The organism is Pseudahrensia aquimaris (genome assembly GCF_042676045.1).
In the GTDB taxonomy this organism is placed as follows: domain Bacteria; phylum Pseudomonadota; class Alphaproteobacteria; order Rhizobiales; family Rhizobiaceae; genus Pseudahrensia; species Pseudahrensia aquimaris.
This window is the reverse complement of record NZ_JBHTJV010000010.1, coordinates 191,424-209,206: the sequence shown is the minus strand read 5'-3', so window position 1 is coordinate 209,206 and position 17,783 is coordinate 191,424. Positions and strand designations below refer to the sequence as shown.

Here is a 17,783-nt window from a genome sequence, read left to right as displayed (position 1 = left end):
TGGCAGCAACATCATCAACATCAACCGGAGCCGTAACATTAAGCGCAACCGTCCCCTCCTCAGCAACGCCAACAACATCAGCAAAAGCCTCAGGCGCGTCGTTGAATTCGATGATCACGATAGAGATCGAACCGTTCGATCCGCTGTCAGAGAAATTATCATCGTCTTCGACTGTGTAGAGAATACTGTCGACTGAGCCAGTGTAGCCTGCGACCGGAGCAAAGGTCAGCGTGTCGAACTGAGCCAAAGTCAGCACATCATTTGCAGCGAGCGTCTGACTGACGCCGCCATTGAGATATGTGACAGTTCCCTGCGTTATACTGTTTGGCACTTGCGTGATGGTTATCGACAGATTCAATGGCGCGTCGTCGGGATCGACGGGCGGAGTCGGATTGAGTGCGGTTGCTGTATCTTCGACTACATCGACGGATTCATTGGTTGCATCTGGCGCATCATTGACGGGCACCATGATGATGTTGATCGTGCCGTTTGAACCAAGGTCGGCTGCGTTGTCATCATCACGTACAGTATATCTGAGCGATGGAATGGAGCCTGAGAAATCCTGAACTGGCGTGAAGTTCAGCGTATCAAACTCGGTAACGGACAAAACACTGCCGCTCGAAAGTGTCGCTGTACCGCCGCCATCAAGCGTGTAAGTGACAGTGCCTTGTGTGAGCGGATTTGGAACCTGATTGATCGTGACAGTGAGGTCTGTGAGCGCATCATCAACATCGGTAGGCAGCGTGACTGGCAAAGGCGTTGGGGTGTCTTCGACGACACTGACGCTGTTGAGGAAAGCATCCGGCGCATCGTTGACAGCAACCAACGTGATCGCGATGGAGCCGTTTGAGCCTGCATCTGAGAAATTGTCATCGTCAGTGACGGTATAAGTGATCGTATCAACCAGACCGTCATAATTCGCGATCGGCGTGAACCGAAGAGTATTGAACTCAGCCGGTGTCAGCGTGTCGCCAAGTGCCAAGGTCGCTGTCGCGCCACCCGATGTCGTGTAGCTCACAATTCCCTGAACGAGTGCGTTGGGCACTTGATTGATTGTGATCGTTAAACTGGTTGGGGCGTCATCCACGTCTGTCGGCGGCGTTGGATTGAGGAACGTTACAGTATCTTCCGTGACGTTCACAACATCGTCATTGCCCACGGGCGCGTCGTTGACGGGAACCAGTGTGATGTTGACCGTGCCGTTGGAGCCAGCATCCGACAGGCCGTCATCGTCCGTGACCGTGTAAGTCAACGGCGTGATCGTACCGTTGTAGTTGGGAGCGGATGTGAAGCTCAGCGTCGCAAGCTCGCTCATCGACAGCGTATCGCCAGCAGCCAGCGTGGCAGAACCGCCACCGTCGAGCGAATACGTGATCGTGCCTTCGCCAGCAGCCGGAACCTGCGTGATTGTCGCCGTCAGCACCGTTGATGCATCATCAATGTCCGTCGGAGGCGTGATCGTCAGCGGCGTGGCAACGTCTTCGTCAGCCGAAACCGTGTTCGTAAACGCATCAGGCGCGTCGTTGGCAGGAACCATCGTGATCGCAATGGAGCCTGTATCCGTCAGGCCGTCATCGTCGGAGACGGTGTAGGTGATCGCATCGACCAGACCGTCATAATCAGTCAGCGGCGTGAACGAGAGAGTTGCGAATTCAGCCAAAGTGAGAGCGTCGCCTGAGCCAAGCGTCTGCGTAGCGCCACCAGCATCGGTGTAGGTGACGGTGCCCTGCGTCGTGGCGTTCGGGATCGCGGTGATCGTAACCGTCAGATCGGCAGGAGCATCATCAATATCGGTTGGTGCCATCGGGTTCAGCGCGGTCGCTGTATCTTCCGTGACGTTCACAACATCGTCATTGCCCACGGGCGCGTCGTTGACGGGAACCAGTGTGATGTTGACCGTGCCGTTGGAGCCAGCATCCGACAGGCCCTCATCGTCCGTGACCGTGTAAGTCAACGGCGTGATCGTACCGTTGTAGTTGGGAGCGGATGTGAAGCTCAGCGTCGCAAGCTCGCTCATCGACAGCGTATCGCCAGCAGCCAGCATGGCAGAACCGCCACCGTCCGGCGTATACATGATCGTGCCTTCGCCAGCAGCCGGAACCTGCGTGATTGTCGCCGTCAGCGCCGTTGATGCATCATCAATGTCCGTCGGAGGCGTGATCGTCAGCGGCGTGGCAACGTCTTCGTCAGCCGAGACCGTGTTAGCAAACGCATCAGGCGCGTCGTTTACTGGATTAACGAGAATCGTAAACGTGTTGGGGCTTTGGTCGGTGTCTTCACCAGTAAGCGCTGTGCCGCCGTCATCAACCACCTGGAATGTGAACTGAGTATAGCTGGTGCCCGGTGTGGATGTATTGTTTTGATCCGGAGCAGCAACAAAAGTGAGATAGCCGGAAGTAATATCCGCAACAGATACACTCGCGCCTGCTGATAGCGTCACCGGGGCCGCGACGCCATCATCGAAGACTAGTGTTCCATCGGCTGGAACTGTTGTCAGCAAGACAGAATTGAAGGCGTCGTCCGTGCCGTCAACCGGATCAGAATAACCGAAATTGGCGACTGTGAACGTGTAGCTCGTGTCCTCAGCGATGATCGCCTGTCCGTCGGTGCCAGAAGGTGCATCGTTTACGCCCAGCACGGTGATAGAGACAGTGGCCTGGCTTTCAGTGCCGTTAGCGTCGGTAATCGTGTAGGTGAAGGTATCAACAACCGTATCACCCGCCTGCAGCGCTTGCAGGGCTGTTGCTGAAGTTGGATCGTAGCTGTAGCTGCCATCGGCGTTGAGCACGACAGTTGCACCCAGTGTTGAGGTGCTGTCGTAGGAACTGATTGTGACGCCTGCGACCTGATCGAAGGTTGCCTTGACGTCAGCGTCAGACAGGCTTGCTTCGTAAACGTTGAAGATGGCGATTTCGCCTATGAATTGATCAAAAGCACCCGGCAGGTTTGAGCCGTTGGACTGGCCCAAACCGGAGCCGCTGGTGCCAGCCCAATCATCAAGACCAACAGCCGTTGTTGTGTCTATCAGATTGCCATTAATGTAGAGGCTAAGGCGGTCATCGGTGCCAACAGCATCTTTGTCATACGCCGCGACGACTTGAATGAACTCACCTGCAATGTTGCCAGCGCCGACTACGGCCTCTAGATCAGCGAGCAAGTCGACGGTCGTGGCTCCATCCTTAAAGCGGATAAGAACATGGTCTATCGGGCCGGTCGTGCCACCCGAAGCGTCGGATAGCGCGATTGACATGCCATCGCCACCGCCGCCTGTTTCAAACAGGATAGCGCCGTTGCCGGAATAATCCGCCGGATCATAGCTGAACCACAATTCGAAAGTTGTGTCTGAGGCCGAAAGGCCGGGGCTGGCACCGAAATTGTTCAGCGAAGTGGCTGTGCCCCCATCAGTGCCGTCAAAAACAAGCGACGACGTTATGCCGGTGAATGCCGTTGTGGGCGATGTGTTTTCAGTGACGCTCGGGTCAAGCGTAAACGGGAATGTGTTGGAAGCATCATCCCATTCGTTATTAGCAATATCGATCGTGTCGTAGCCAAGAGTAGGCGCGACCGACACGGTCAAATCGTTGTCGAGCACACCGCCAGCTGGAACGTTGATAACGGCGTCTTCGTTAGTGCTCTGTGTATCGTCTTCAGCTTCAGCTGGTGGATATTTCAAGACGAAAACAGTTTCGGTTTCGGTGACACCACCAGAAGTGACTGTGTAAGTGAACGTGTCCGAACCAGCTGTTGCGCTAGACGTCCAAGTATAAGTGATCGTGTTGTCCGGATTCACGACAACAGTGCCATTTGCGCCGTTGGTAGCGATAACGTTGGTCGGCACGTTTTCAAACGTGTCGTTGTTGAGAACGGGAATTGTGACCGTGTTTGTGGCGTTGACGACAACGGAATCCTGCACAGTGTCCGCTACAGCGGTGATGCCGATATCGATTGTGTCGATAACAACGGAATTCGGTTCGCCCTGCAGATCATCAATCAAAAGTGACAGTGTGGCTGTACCATTGTTGTCGGCAACCGGCGTGAAGATTAACCCTGCAAGGGCTGCGTTGACCTGCGCTTGCGTTCCCTGGATCGCTACCACGCCAGTGCCGTCAGAGCCGATGATGGCACCACTGCCCGGCGTGACGTTCAAAATGCCGGTGGAGACGCTCAGAAGCACCGACAAGTCGTTACCGTCAGGATTATCAATCGAAATCGGATTTCCGTTGGCCGCAGAGAAAACAAGCGGGGTGTCTTCCAAAGTGGTGGTGACCGGAACAGGAGTACCTGTTGTTACAGGCGCATTGAGTACGGGGGCGTCGTTAGTGTCCGTGATCGTGGTTGTAACGTCGTCTTGGGCTGCAATGATGCCCGAATTTGTGGCGTTGGAGAGCGCAATGTTGAAGTCTTCGTCAGCTTCGAGCGTCGGGTCTTCTATGGTTCCAAGATCAATCACCAGCGGCGTCATAGCCGTTGATTGCACCGTGATGGAACTGCCGGAAGCCACAGCATTGGCTGCGTTGAAGGATTGCTGCCAGAATATGCCGTTGCCGTCTTGAACGCCAATGGTCGCGCTGGCGCCCTGATCGTTGTTCGTGCCGTCAAAATCCACATCATTATAGAAGAAATTGATCGAACCATCGGCCTCGTTCAGCACAATCTGGAACGAGCCGCCGTCGGTCGCGGCACTGCCGAAGATGGCCACGTCATCCCATTGTGCCGTGAAGGTGCGAGAACCGACAGCGCCTGATGTTTCGTAGTAGACTTCGCCTACAGCGGCAGGATTGAAGTCATCCCACAGAACAGCAATGGTCGGATTTCCGCCCAGAACAGTGCCGGATGTAAGAGCGGTGTTGTTCCATGCTGTCGCGGACCCGCCGAAAGTGATGAAGCCATTGTCATTGATGAACAGGCTTGAATAGTTCTGGCCGTAAAATTCAAAGTCAAAACCAATGGGCGCGGTCGCGTTGGCCTCATCGCCCAATCCTGTTGCCGTTCCGCTGCCAGAAATGTCGGTGAAGCCGCCGCCGGTTGCAGAATACGTGCCTTCGTAATTGGCGGTATAGGTCAGCGTCGTGCCGTCAAATGTGAGATCGTCGCGTGTTGCGACCGCTGCCGTAATCGCAGCCGCCAAATCCGCGTAGTCCGCGTTTGTTGTTTCGATGTCGCTCAAGGCGATATCGACCGAAGCCGATTGCCCCGGTGTCAGCGGACCTGTCATTTCAATCGTGTAGGTCGCGTTGCTGCCTTCAGCGACCGATGTGCTGCCGGTCAGTCTCCAAGACGGATTGACCGTGATGGTAAGGGTCGAACTGTCGGCATCTCCGTCGGCATCGGCAACGGTGTATGTAACCACTTCATCGCCGGTAAAAGTGTCACTTGCACGGAAAGTGACGCTGCCGTCAGCGTTGAGTGTGACGAAGCCGTTGCCGCTTGTCAGCGTCAGTTCAACGCCAACGGTGGGCACTTGACCGTCGATCAGCGTGATCGTGTCAAAGCCGTCTGGAGCAACATCGTTGGTCAACGGCGTGATAGTTGTTGTTCCGCCGGAAACGGTTGCGCCCGTATCCGGGTTGGCCGTTACAGGATCATCGACGTTGTCGATCGTGATGCTGAGTGTGCCAAGTGCGCTGTTGGCGGAAAGCAGCGATACATCATCTTCCGCGTTGGTTTCCTCAGCGGTTGCCACAACATCGACCGTAGTGACACCCAAGAAGCCGGGCGTTGTTTGCAGCGACAGGGTTGCCAAATCAGCGGCCAGAACCGTGTGCGGACCCGCGGCAGGCGTGAGCGGAACGCCATTTTGCAACAGCTGAAAGCCTGTATCGAAATTCGAAAACGTATAGGAAACAATGGTTTCAGAACCATCGGCGTCCGCCAGAGTTGCAGAAATAAGTGGTCCGAGGGGTGTGGGCACATCCACACCGCCGCCAGCAGTGGTGTTGAGATTTAGCGTTGGCGCGTCTGCAACAGCCGCGACGTTGAAGCGAACGCTTTCAGTGCTGCTGGCAGTCGAACCGTTTGGTTCGGTACTTTCGACTGTCAGTTGTACAACGATATCTTCGTCGGAATTATCAGCGGTTGGTCGAATGAGCGAGATATTGGTCAGATCCCAACCGTCCAGGAATGCAATATCCGTTGCCGATGCTGATGTGAAAAACAGAGCGCCATCAGTGAGTGTGAAGCCAGTGGGGATCTGGCTTATGAGATAGCGAAGGCTTTCTGAGCCATCTACGTCTGTCTGCGTGCTGGTGAGATCAACAGTGTTGGTGTTTTGATCCTCGTCGGAAACGACGCTTTCGATTGTAGCAGGCACATTTGGCGCATCTGCTATGCCACGAATGTTGATCGAAGCGTAAGACTGGGCGGAAAGGCCCGTGTTGTCTTCCACCGTGTAGTTGAAGAATTCGACACCTGAATAGTCAGCTGGCGGATCGTATGTGAGCGAGCCGTCGGCAAAAAGTGTCAGCAACGCGCCGGATGGCAGTGTATGCACGGTGGGAGTGGCTGCCCCGACGGGATTAACTGTGATTGCATTGCCAGCTGAATCGAGCGCGCCCGTCACCGTGATGGGATCGTTCGTCGGATCGCTGTCGTTGGCCAAAAGGCCCGTGATAGCAGGCACTGTAAGAAGTGTGTCTTCGTCGCCCACATAAATGTCACGGACAGCACTTGGCTGATTGATGATCGTGCCGAAAGTGATGGCGGTATTGGCAATGCCACTTGCAAAAGCGCCGTCAAAAACCTGCACATCCAACTGGCGCGTTGTCTGGTCAAAGCCGACATTGAGGTTCTGGAAGGTGATCGACTGGATAGCCGTTTGATAATCAAGCGTGCTGGCCTCGCCGTTGATCGTGATCTGAATCACACCGGCGGTTGACGTATCAACAGTGCCAGTGAGGCCCAGGCTGGCAAGGACAGCGGTGTCCAGGATCAGATCATCGCCTGCGAAAGCGTTGGTAAGGGTGATGACCGCAGATGTGCCGCGGTCACCATCGTTGTCCACCATAATATCGCCATCAGCGATGGAAACGGGCGCACCACTGCCAGCGCCATCATGCAAAAACACCGTTTGATAGTTAGAGCCGGTTGCACCGGAGGAATCATTTGAGTCCAGGTCAATTCCGGTCGCAAAAGCGGTGTTCGGGTTGGTGAACACCAAGTCTCCATCGCCATCGTGATTGTAGAAGGCGTTGACGGTGTGCGTGGTGTAGGTGAGATCGAGCTGGTTGACTGATCCCCACGAGAACTGAACCCAGCTTTCCTCTTCGTTATTCTGACCCTGCGTGCCGCTCACACTGATATTCGTGCCATCATTTGTGACATTCATATTGGTGGGTTCTTGCACCGTATATGAAGAAAGGCCTGTCAGGTTAGCGGCGATTTCCTCGCGCGAATCCGGCAAACCGCCACCACCATCGATGTCAGAAATCGTCAGGTTTACCGTTGCAGCAGCTGGTTTTACGCCAGCTGCCGGATCGGCAACGCTCCACGTTCCGGCCTCAAAAATTTCCCACCGAATTGTGGCGCTGTTTTCGGCAACTTGCGTAAACGTTCCACCGTTTTCCGTAGCGTAAGTGTTGCCCGTGGCTGCGCCGCCATTGCGAATTTGCACACGGAAATCGTCCAAAGTCGGATCGTTCGTATTGCCTTCATCGTCGTCGCGCGTGCCGAAATTTACGCCAACATCTGTCGCACTGGATTCAGCTATAACGGTGGCAACGATATCGACTGCCACCGGGCCACCAGCTGTCTGCACCGTACCTGCATTAGCCCACAGCGCAGTAGAACCAATGCCGCCATACGTAACAGTGGCGATAACGCGGGTGTTTTGAAGATCAACCGAAGGCGCTGTGACGGTTCCAAGTTCGAATGTGTCCAGCACCTCACCATAGGCTTCAACGGTGATCGATTTCGCCTGAATTTCGCCCGCGACGACCTCCAGATCCCAATCACCGCCTTTTTCGGCAGCGCCTGTCAGGTCATCAGAAGCTGCAATGTCTGCGCCTGTTACTTGCGAGAGGCGTTCGGCGGCTGCTTGACCCTGTTCGCCAGCACCAAAGTTACAACCATAAATCAGAATATCGCCGCCTTCGGAAAGCGATGCACCGATGCGCATGAGCGATTCAACATGCGAACCGGAAATTGTATCGGTTGTCAGTTGGCCGTTGCCGAGGCTCAGGAAGCCTTCGCCGCCGTGAGAAAAGATATGGATTGCAGCAACTTCAGTACGCCCATCCATAATATCGGCCATCTGACCCACACCATCGGATTGCAGATCGAGAATGTGAACCTCAACATCTGGGTCCAATTCGCTGAGGATCGTGCCGATATCAGGCACATTGCCGTCGATGAAAACTATATCGCGTGACAGGTCCGCCTTATCCAGCGCCACACCCTCAGGGGCCAGGGTGTCGTCGCCGATAACGTTGACCAGATCAGCCATTTCCGAGTGAACTGCCTTGTCAGCCGCTTGCTCGGCCGATTCAACCGCCGCAGCATCGAGCAACATCCGCGGCTCTAGCGCGCGCATGAGCGGCTTTTGTCGGTCTGGCGTTTCAAGTGCCTGAGCTTTGCGACGGAAGATTTTTCCGAAAGTGGATAGCATCGTTTAGTCCCCTGGGCTGTGGCCCCTGCAGCCACGAAACGAATCACCGGATTCCAGACGGAATACGGGTGGGGCAAAGTGGGGTTGGAATGGTTAACGCTGTGTTAAAAATCTCGAACCGTAGACTCATTCGGTTAAGGTTTGCCTTTGTAGAAAAAGGGGTTTGGTTCAAATTTGAGCCAAACCGCGCAGCAAACGCATGATCAACCGTTAAGGCCCAGGAAAGATCAGGCCAAGAGCCAATGCCATCGCACATACAAGAAGAAGGTATATCCAGCGTCGGTGCATATCGGCCCTTTGTGGCATTGGCAGCTGATAGAGGATGAGATTATAGAACAGCCATGACCAGCGATGCCATCAAGATTGCAGCCCTGTACAAGTTCGTCACACTGGCCGAGCCGGACGCCTGGCGAGCGCCGTTGGCGAAGTTGTGCAACGAGCATGAAATCAAGGGCACGTTGCTGCTCGCTCATGAGGGTATTAACGGAACAGTCGCCGGCTCGCACGAAGCTGTTGATGCGCTTCTGGATTGGCTGCGCAGCCATGTCGAATTTGGCGAGTTGGATGCCAAATTCTCCTACAGTGCCGAGCAGCCTTTTTTGCGCATGAAGGTGCGTTTGAAAAAAGAAATCGTGACGCTTGGAGTGGAGGGCGTGGACCCGTCGCGCAATGCCGGCACCTATGTGGAGCCGCAAGACTGGAACGCGCTGATTGCCGATCCCGATGTCATCGTGGTGGATACGCGCAACGACTACGAGGTGGGCATCGGAACCTTCAAAGGAGCGCTTAACCCCCAGACCAAGAGTTTTGGTGATTTGCCCGACTGGGTGGATGAAAAGCTAGACGTTGCGCCCGACACTAAAATCGCGATGTTTTGTACTGGTGGCATCAGATGCGAAAAATCGACCGCGCTCCTGAAAGCCAAGGGGTTTGATAATGTTTTTCACCTCAAAGGCGGTATACTGAAATATCTCGAAGAAGTGCCGCAAGAACGCAGCCTTTGGGAAGGCGAGTGCTTCGTCTTCGATTCCCGCGTTTCCGTCGGCCACGGCCTCGTACCCGGCCCCTATGACCAGTGCCGCGCCTGTGGAATGCCGATCAGTCAAGAAGATAAGGCGCACGCGCAATACAGCGAGGGTGTGTCTTGCCATCATTGCTACGATGCCATGAGCGATGAGCAGAGGGCGCGCTTTGCAGACAGACAGCGCCAAATTAATCTGGCACGACAGCGCAAAATTAATCATTTGGGCGCTGATTTGAAAGAGGCCCGCGCCCGTAAGCGTGCGGAAAAAGAGCTTCAGCGTCGCCGTAGCCACGGTGAGGTCGTGGACGACCAGGTCTAGCGGTCGGACTCTTTCCAGCGTGGGTTGATCCAAGGTTCCAGATTAGACCGCGGTAGCGGATCTCGACCAAGAATATGATCACTCGCCTTTTCGGCAGACATGATAGCTGGGCCGTTCAAGTTACCGTTCGTGATGCGGGGGAAGATTGATGTGTCGATCACCCGCAATCCCTCCACACCGATGACGCGGCACTGGGGGTCCACTACGGCATAAGGATCATCGACCGCGCCCATCTTGGCTGTGCCACAGGGATGATACGCGCTTTCGACATGGTTGCGGATGTGTTCATCGAGTTGATCGTCGCTTTGCACATCGACACCGGGGGATATTTCCTTACCACGAAATGGGTCAAATGCGGCTTGCTGAAAAATTTCACGGGTAAGCCGGATGCAATGACGGAATTCCGCGAAGTCGTCCTCATGGCTCATGTAGTTAAAGCGGATGCTTGGGCTTGCAAGCGGATCAGCGGATGCCAGACGGACCGTTCCACGCGACTTCGAGCGCATCGGCCCAACATGCGCTTGGAAACCATGCCCTTCCGCCGGAGCGGTTCCATCGTAACGGATTGCAACAGGCAAGAAATGGTATTGGATATCGGGGTAGTCGACACCCGGTTTGGATCGCACAAAGGCGGCGGATTCAAACTGGTTTGATGCCCCAGGGCCAGTTTTGAAAAACAGCCATTGAGCGCCAATCAGCGCCTTGGGGAACAGATTTAGCTTTGAATATAGCGTGATCGGCTGGGTGCAGGCTTGCTGGATGTATAGCTCCAGATGGTCCTGAAGATTGCCGCCCACACCGGGGCGGTCGGCAAGAACATCAATACCCTTTTCGCGCAAATGAGCTGCGGGTCCTATGCCCGATAACATGAGCAGTTTTGGCGTGTTGATGGAGGAAGCGGCCATCACGACCTCCTTGCGCGCATGCACCCGCTCAATTCGATCACCGCGCTGCACTTCAACACCAATGGCGCGTTTGCCATCAAACAGAACACGTCGGACGAAGCAATTCATCATTTTGAGATTTTCGCGTCGCAGGGCTGGCTTCAGATAGGCGTTGGCGGCGGACCACCGACGGCCTTTCCACACCGTCTGTTCCATCGCGCCGAAGCCTTCCTGCTTCAAGCCATTGTAATCGTCTGTGACTTCAAATCCGGCCTGCCGGCCGGCTTCAACGAAAGCGTGGAACAACGGGTTGTCGCGCGGTCCTCGACCAACGTGAAGCGGTCCATCGGTGCCCCTGCCCTCACCTGTGGCGCCACCGTGGGAGGTTTCTGCGCGTTGGAAATAGGGCTGGACGTCAGCGTAAGACCACCCCTTCGCGCCGCTTTCGTCCCAATGGTCAAAGTCCTTCGCGTGTCCGCGCACGTAGACCATGCCGTTGATTGAAGATGAGCCACCAATCACTTTGCCGCGGGGTGTGGCGAGCTGCCGATTGTTCAGATTCGGCTCTGGCTCGGTGCCAAAACCCCAATCGTAGCGGCTCATGTTCATAGGGTATGAAAGAGCCGCAGGCATTTGGATGAGAGGACCGAAATCCGTACCGCCATATTCCAACACCATGACCTTGTGTTTGCCGTCCTCAGACAAACGCGCCGCAGCAACCGAGCCAGCTGAACCTGATCCGATAATTACGTAGTCAGCTTCCTGAACGAATTCTAACTGTTCGACACCGTGGCTCATGTCTTATTTCCCTCATCAAATTTCGGGTATCGGGCATTGGCCTCCAGCACGTTCAAATCCTTGTGGTTTCGCATGTACCGTTCCGACGCGAGTTGTAGCGGTTGGTGGTCCCACGGGTAATACGACCCATTGCGCAGCGCATCATAAACAACAAGCCGCCGCTGCTGGCTGGCAATAACATCGTCGTTGAAAGCATCAAAATCGTAGGCGCTGTCGATCACGGCCCGCATCGCCGCGAGCGTTTCGCTGTAGGCCGGATCCTGCGCCAGATTGGTCAGCTCAAGCGGATCTTTTTCCATATCGAACAACTGGTCTTCATCGACGGGGCAGACGGTCAGTTTCATGGCCCCTTCTCGCAACATGACCATCGGCGCAATGGAACCTTCGGCGGCGTATTCGATGATGATTTGACGGCTCTCGCCCTTGCCCTCGAGTGTAGGCAGAAGCGACATGCCGTCGATTTCATTTGGCACTTCCAAGCCCGCCAAGTCGACCAGTGTGGGGAAAACGTCAAGATTGCTGGATGGCTCGGCAATAGTAGTCGGCTTGAAACGCTTGGGCGCATGGATCAACAGCGGCACGCGAGAAGAGCCTTCAAAGAAGCTCATCTTGAACCACAGTCCTCGTTCGCCCAGCATGTCACCATGGTCTGAGAGAAAGAGAATGATCGTGTCGTCATCATAGTCGCAGGCCTTCAGCGTCTCTAGGATGCCGCCGATCAATTCATCAAGATAAGAAATATTGCCAAAATATGCGCGGCGGCTGTCGATGATTTTCTGGTGGCCCGTTTCAAAATTGCGCCAATCGGACATATCCAGCAGGCGCTTTGAATGGGCGTCTTGCTCCTTGTATGGCACGGCAGGAACGGCCAGCGGGGGCATTTTATCTTCAGGATATAGATCCCAGTATTTGTGGCGCGTCACGTACGGATCATGCGGATGGGTGAAGGAGACCGTGAGGCAAAACGGCTTGTCTCGCTCTCGCGACATCTGATGCAGCGCTTGGCGCGCGTGGAAGGCAACTTCGTCATCATATTCCAACTGATTGGTCGTCTCAGCCACGCCCGCTGTCGTGACCGAGCCAAGGTTGTGATACCACCAATCAATGCGCTCATCGGGTTTCGTCCAGTCCGGCGTCCAGCCAAAATCGGCAGGATAAACGTCCGTCGTGGGGCGGTGTTCGAAACCGTGGAGTTGGTCGGGGCCAACAAAATGCATCTTGCCCGAAAGCGTGGTGCGGTATCCGGCGCGGCGCAGGTGATGCGCGAAAGTTGGGAAGCTGGAGGGGAACTCTGCCGCGTTGTCATAGCAGCCGGTCCGGCTCGGCAGCAGGCCAGACATAAACGCTGCACGCGACGGGGCGCAGAGCGGGCTGGCGCAGTAATGACTGGAAAAGCCAACGCCTTCATCAAACAGCTTTCGCAGATTTGGCGCATGCAAAAAGTCCGCAGGCTTACCGCCATCGAACAGCGTGCCGTTCAATTGGTCGACCATGAAAATCAGAAAGTTCGGCTGTTTAACCATTGCCTTGCGCCCCATTGTTGCCCCCAGCGGAAACTATTGGGGAATGGCCTAGGATTCAATCGGAAGTTCGATAAGCCAGCGCGTTCGTGAAGTACCTTGATCGTGCGCACTTTATCCGCTTTCCTGTGATTTCAACAAAAGAGACAGCTGCAAAAGCTGTTCGCTCACACGGGAGACTCGCATGTCAAAACTCTTCAAATCCATAACCTTGGCCGCCGCATTGGCCACGTCGCTGGCCACGCAAGCCTTCGCCGAAGATGCAAGCTGCAAGACTGTTACATTCTCTGATGTGGGCTGGACCGACATCACCGCCACAACTGCGGCAACCACCAACGTGCTGCAAGCGCTCGGTTATGAGACCGACATCAAAGTGCTCTCCGTTCCGGTCACATATGTTTCGCTGGCTAAAGGCGATGTTGATGTCTTCCTTGGCAACTGGATGCCGACGATGGAAGGCGATATTGCCAAATACCGTGACGAAGGAACTGTCGACACGGTGCGCGAAAATCTTGAAGGCGCGAAATACACACTCGCCGTCAACAAGAAGGCTATGGATATGGGCATCAAGACGTTCGCCGATATCGCCCAGCACAAGGACCATTTAGAGGGCAAAATATACGGCATCGAACCGGGCAACGATGGGAACCGGATCATTCAGGATATGATCGACAAAGACGCCTTCGGGCTGAAAGGCTTTGAGGTTGTGGAATCGTCCGAGGCGGGCATGCTGGCGCAAGTGGCGCGGGCAGCAAAACGAGACGAGCCGATCATCTTTTTGGGATGGGAACCGCATCCGATGAACGCAAATTTCGAAATGGGGTATCTTGAAGGCGGTGACGACTTCTTCGGACCCAATCTTGGTGGTGCAACAGTGTATACAAACACGACCGCTGGCTACACTGAGAAATGCTCTAACGTCGGCGCTTTGCTGAAAAACCTGAAATTTTCGCTCGCGATGGAGAACGAGATCATGGGCGCGATTTTGAACGATGGCACGGAGCCGCCAGCAGCCGCTCTTGCGTGGATGAAGAAGAATCCTGACACCGTGATGTCATGGGTTGAGGGTGTGAAAACCGTTGATGGCGGCGACGCTAACGCAGCTGTGAAGAAAATGCTGGGCATGTAAGGCCCTTCACCAATCCACTTGCTCAAAAAGGCCACGCCGCAAGGTGTGGCCTTTTTCGTTTGATCAAAGCTTTGCTCACCAACAAATACGCCGGTGGGGTTTTTCGCCAATGATCATCGTGACATAAAGCTGAAAGCGAAAAGGGGCGGAGTTTTTATGGACTGGTTGACCGACAACAAGATACCCGTTGGCCGTTGGGCTCGCGATGGGGTCGACTGGCTCACTGACAACGCGGCCTTTGTTTTTGATGCCATTGAGAGCGTGCTGGAAGGAGTGATCGCACTCATTCTCGCGGTGCTGCAAACGCCACCCGCGCTCATTGTGGTCGCAGCGTTTTGTTTGGCAGCTTGGTTGTTGCACCGTTCCATCTGGATGGTTCTTCTGACAGCACTCGGATTTCTGTTCATCATCAACCAGGGCTATTGGGAAGAAACAACGGAGACGTTGACGCTGGTTCTTGCATCTGCGCTGGTGTGCATGGCGATAGGTGTTCCCGTTGGCATCTATCTCGCCCACCGCCCCCGCGCCTATGCGTTTGCGCGACCCGTGCTTGACCTGATGCAAACGCTGCCGACTTTTGTCTATCTCATTCCCGCGATCATTTTCTTCGGCCTGGGCATGGTGCCGGGTCTGGTGGCTACCGTTGTGTTCGTCATTCCTGCACCCATCCGGCTAACCCAATTGGGCATTTCGTCGACACCCAAAGCGATGATCGAAGCTGGGCAGGCCTTTGGCGCATCCGGCACGCAATTGCTGTGGAAGGTGGAATTACCCTCGGCCATGCCGCAAATCATGGCCGGCTTGACCCAGACGATCATGCTGTCGCTTTCCATGGTGGTGATCGCCGCGCTTGTTGGCGCCGATGGCCTCGGCATACCAATTGTGAGGGCGTTGAACACGGTGAATATCGGGCTTGGCTTTGAGGCAGGGATTGTCATTGTGGTCGTCGCCATCATTCTTGACCGCCTGTTGCGCCGGAGCGAGAAGGCATGAGCGATCCCATCGTTTCCTTTCGTGGCGTCGACATTGTTTTCGGCGATAAACCAAAGCAGGCGCTGCCACTGATCGACCAAGGGCTCACCCGACCGGAAATACAGGAACAAACCGGCCAAGTGCTCGGCGTGGCAGGATGCTCGCTGGATGTGAATGTCGGCGAAATCGTCGTGCTAATGGGCCTATCAGGCTCCGGTAAGTCAACTCTGCTGCGGGCAGTGAATGGCCTGAATCCTGTTATTCGCGGCGAGGCATTGGTGCGCATGGAGGACGGATCGACCGTCAATCCGCAATCGTGCGACCGCGCCACCCTGCGCAAGCTGCGCCAGACACGCGTTGCGATGGTGTTTCAGCAATTCGGCCTTCTGCCTTGGCGCACAGTACGAGACAATGTTGGTTTTGGATTGGAGATCGCTGGCGTTGGCTTGGGCGAGCGGCAACAAAAGGTGGACGAGCAACTCGAATTGGTTGGTCTTTCCGATTGGGGCGACCGGCTGATATCTGAATTGTCCGGCGGAATGCAGCAGCGAGTCGGCCTCGCACGTGCCTTCGCCACGGACGCACCCATTTTGCTGATGGACGAACCGTTTTCAGCGCTTGATCCGCTGATCCGCGACAAGCTGCAAGACGACCTACTGGACCTTCAAGAGCGGCTAAAGCGCACGATCATTTTCGTCTCGCACGATCTTGATGAGGCGCTAAAAATCGGCAACCGCATCGCCATTATGGAAGGCGGACGCATTATCCAGACAGGCACAGCTCAAGAAATCATCCTCAATCCGGCAACCGGGTATGTCGCGGAATTCGTCGCTCATATGAACCCGCTATCGGTGCTAACAGCGGCGGAAATCGTCGTCCGCAAGCGCACCGCCATGCCCAAGGCCGCGAAAGGAATTCATGGACCATTGAAGAAGGGCGACATCGCTCGCGCCGCGACGGACACGCCTCTGCAAGCCTTAATGACCGCACTCGTGACAACCGGCAATCCGGTCATCATTGAGGAAAATGGACGCGCAGTAGGCAGGATCTCAGGCGACGATGTGATGTTGGCCTTGGCTAAATAGTTAGCCGGTCTGCCGCCATATTAATTCGATTTCATCATCAAGACGACGGCCGGTCGGCTGAAAACCCAGGCGTTGGTAAAACGGCAACGCGTTATCTTTTTCTTTATCCATCGTTGTGAGCGAAACACCGCCCAAACCAATAGCCTTTGCGTAAGCCTGGGCAAATTCGATGGAGAGTTTGCCGTAACCTTTACCTTGAAATTTGTCTGCGATCATCAGCCTCCAGACATACAGGCAGCCCTGCTGGAAATGCTCTAAATCTTCTTCTTCATGCACCAACCGCGGGTCGATCAGTGAGATCATTCCAACTTCCTTCTGGTCATGATCTTGAAATACGCCAAATGTGATCGACTCAGGATTGAACGCAGCCTGTGCGATCCATTCGGAATTGGGGGCCAACAAGTGCTGTTGCGAAGCCGCAATAGTCAGGCCGCCCAATGCGTCCACATTGCTGCGGTGCAGTTGAAGAAAACTAAGCACGCCGCGCACCCCCACGTGGAACCACTTCATACCCCTGCGCTTCCGGCTCATCATCCGTCATTTCAGCAGGAAAGCCATCAGCTAGGATCGACAAGCCGGTCGCGTCTTCAAGCCTGCGGATGATGTTTGGTGACAGTTCGCGCGGGCCGTAGCGGGCGATGCCATCGTCAAACAGTTCCACCATCAGCGGCGATATTTCGAGCGGGACATCGTGGCGTTCAGCGATTTCTTGAAACAGGCCGATATCTTTTTTCACAAGGTCCATCGTGAAGGAAATATCGCGCGAACCGTTCAAGATCACCTGACCTTCCGTCTCAGCGACAAAGGACGTGCCAGACGAAATGGTGATGGCCTCGTAGGTTGTCGCCATGTCCATGCCTGCCGCTTTCATCGTCACCATCGCTTCACACATTGTCAGCAGGTTTGCGGTGGCAAGATAATTGGTCATCACTTTTAGCGTTGACGCCGTGCCGATTTCACCTGTGTGCAAAACCCGGCGGCCCAGTGTCGTGAGCAGTGGCAACATGCGCTCGAAAGTGGCGCGATCACCGCCAGCGAATATCGAGATATTTCCTGTGGCCGCTCTGTGGCATCCGCCGGATACGGGGCATTCTATAGCGGAGCCGCCCTTGGCTTCCACCAATGCGGCGAGGCGTTTGACCTCTTCCACATCGTTGGTCGACATTTCAGCCCAGATTTTGCCTGCGCCCATGGCTTGCAGAATCCCATCCTCGCCTTCCATCACCGCGCTCACCGCCTTGGGCGATGGCAGGCATGTGATGACGAGATCGCAAACCTCCATCATCGCCTTGGGGCTTTCCGCCCAGCTCGCACCGGCATCGAGAAAGGCCTGTGCGGCTGTCTTGTCGAGATCGCGCACTGTGGTGTCAAAACCGTTGCGCAGCAGCGATCCGGCAAGTTTCGCGCCGACATTGCCAAGGCCGATAAAGCCAACTTTCATGGACGTGTC

The 17,783-nt window shown here is 55.2% G+C and carries 9 protein-coding genes; 4 read left to right on the top strand and 5 right to left on the bottom strand.

The features are described from left to right. On the bottom strand, positions 1–8,602 hold an 8,602-nt coding region (locus ACFQ14_RS12740; protein ID WP_377213135.1), incomplete at its 3' end, for a tandem-95 repeat protein. Between the two features lie 341 nt (positions 8,603–8,943). Between ACFQ14_RS12740 and trhO the strand changes: the two genes are divergently transcribed. Further along, positions 8,944–9,945: an oxygen-dependent tRNA uridine(34) hydroxylase TrhO gene (gene trhO / locus ACFQ14_RS12735; protein ID WP_377213134.1), complete on the top strand. Its 1,002-nt coding sequence runs from the start codon at positions 8,944–8,946 to the stop codon at positions 9,943–9,945. Here the strand turns inward: trhO and betA are convergent. Together betA and betC are read right to left on the bottom strand one after the other, a co-directional pair. Next, on the bottom strand, positions 9,942–11,627 hold the full coding sequence (betA, locus tag ACFQ14_RS12730) for a choline dehydrogenase (RefSeq protein WP_377213133.1): 1,686 nt from the start codon (positions 11,625–11,627) through the stop codon (positions 9,942–9,944). The genes trhO and betA overlap by 4 nt on opposite strands. Then, a complete protein-coding gene (betC, locus tag ACFQ14_RS12725) occupies positions 11,624–13,150 on the bottom strand; it encodes a choline-sulfatase (RefSeq protein ID WP_377213132.1) in 1,527 nt (508 codons plus the stop codon). Before betC ends, betA begins: the two co-directional genes overlap by 4 nt. Before the next feature lie 181 nt (positions 13,151–13,331). On the opposite strand from betC, the gene ACFQ14_RS12720 reads away from it, so the two are divergent. The 3 genes from ACFQ14_RS12720 to choV all read left to right on the top strand — a co-directional run bounded on the left by ACFQ14_RS12720 (position 13,332) and on the right by choV (position 16,333). Beyond that, positions 13,332–14,276 carry a choline ABC transporter substrate-binding protein gene (locus ACFQ14_RS12720; protein ID WP_377213131.1) on the top strand — a complete coding sequence of 315 codons (945 nt, stop codon included), beginning with the start codon at positions 13,332–13,334 and terminating at the stop codon, positions 14,274–14,276. Between the two features lie 156 nt (positions 14,277–14,432). Continuing rightward, the gene (gene choW, locus ACFQ14_RS12715) at positions 14,433–15,269 is read left to right on the top strand and encodes a choline ABC transporter permease subunit (protein ID WP_377213130.1); all 837 of its coding nucleotides are present in this window, start codon (positions 14,433–14,435) and stop codon (positions 15,267–15,269) included. After that, positions 15,266–16,333 (top strand): choline ABC transporter ATP-binding protein, encoded by a 1,068-nt coding sequence (gene choV, locus ACFQ14_RS12710; protein ID WP_377213129.1) that lies wholly within the window; start codon positions 15,266–15,268, stop codon positions 16,331–16,333. The genes choW and choV overlap by 4 nt, the downstream gene beginning before the upstream one ends. Here the strand turns inward: choV and ACFQ14_RS12705 are convergent, their stop codons facing one another. Continuing rightward, positions 16,334–16,843: a GNAT family N-acetyltransferase gene (locus ACFQ14_RS12705; RefSeq protein ID WP_377213128.1), complete on the bottom strand. Its 510-nt coding sequence runs from the start codon at positions 16,841–16,843 to the stop codon at positions 16,334–16,336. It lies immediately after the preceding gene. Further along, positions 16,806–17,774, bottom strand: coding sequence for an NAD(P)-dependent oxidoreductase (locus tag ACFQ14_RS12700; RefSeq protein WP_377213127.1), 969 nt, complete (start codon positions 17,772–17,774; stop codon positions 16,806–16,808). Before ACFQ14_RS12700 ends, ACFQ14_RS12705 begins: the two co-directional genes overlap by 38 nt. Between the last annotated feature and the right edge of the window lie 9 nt (positions 17,775–17,783).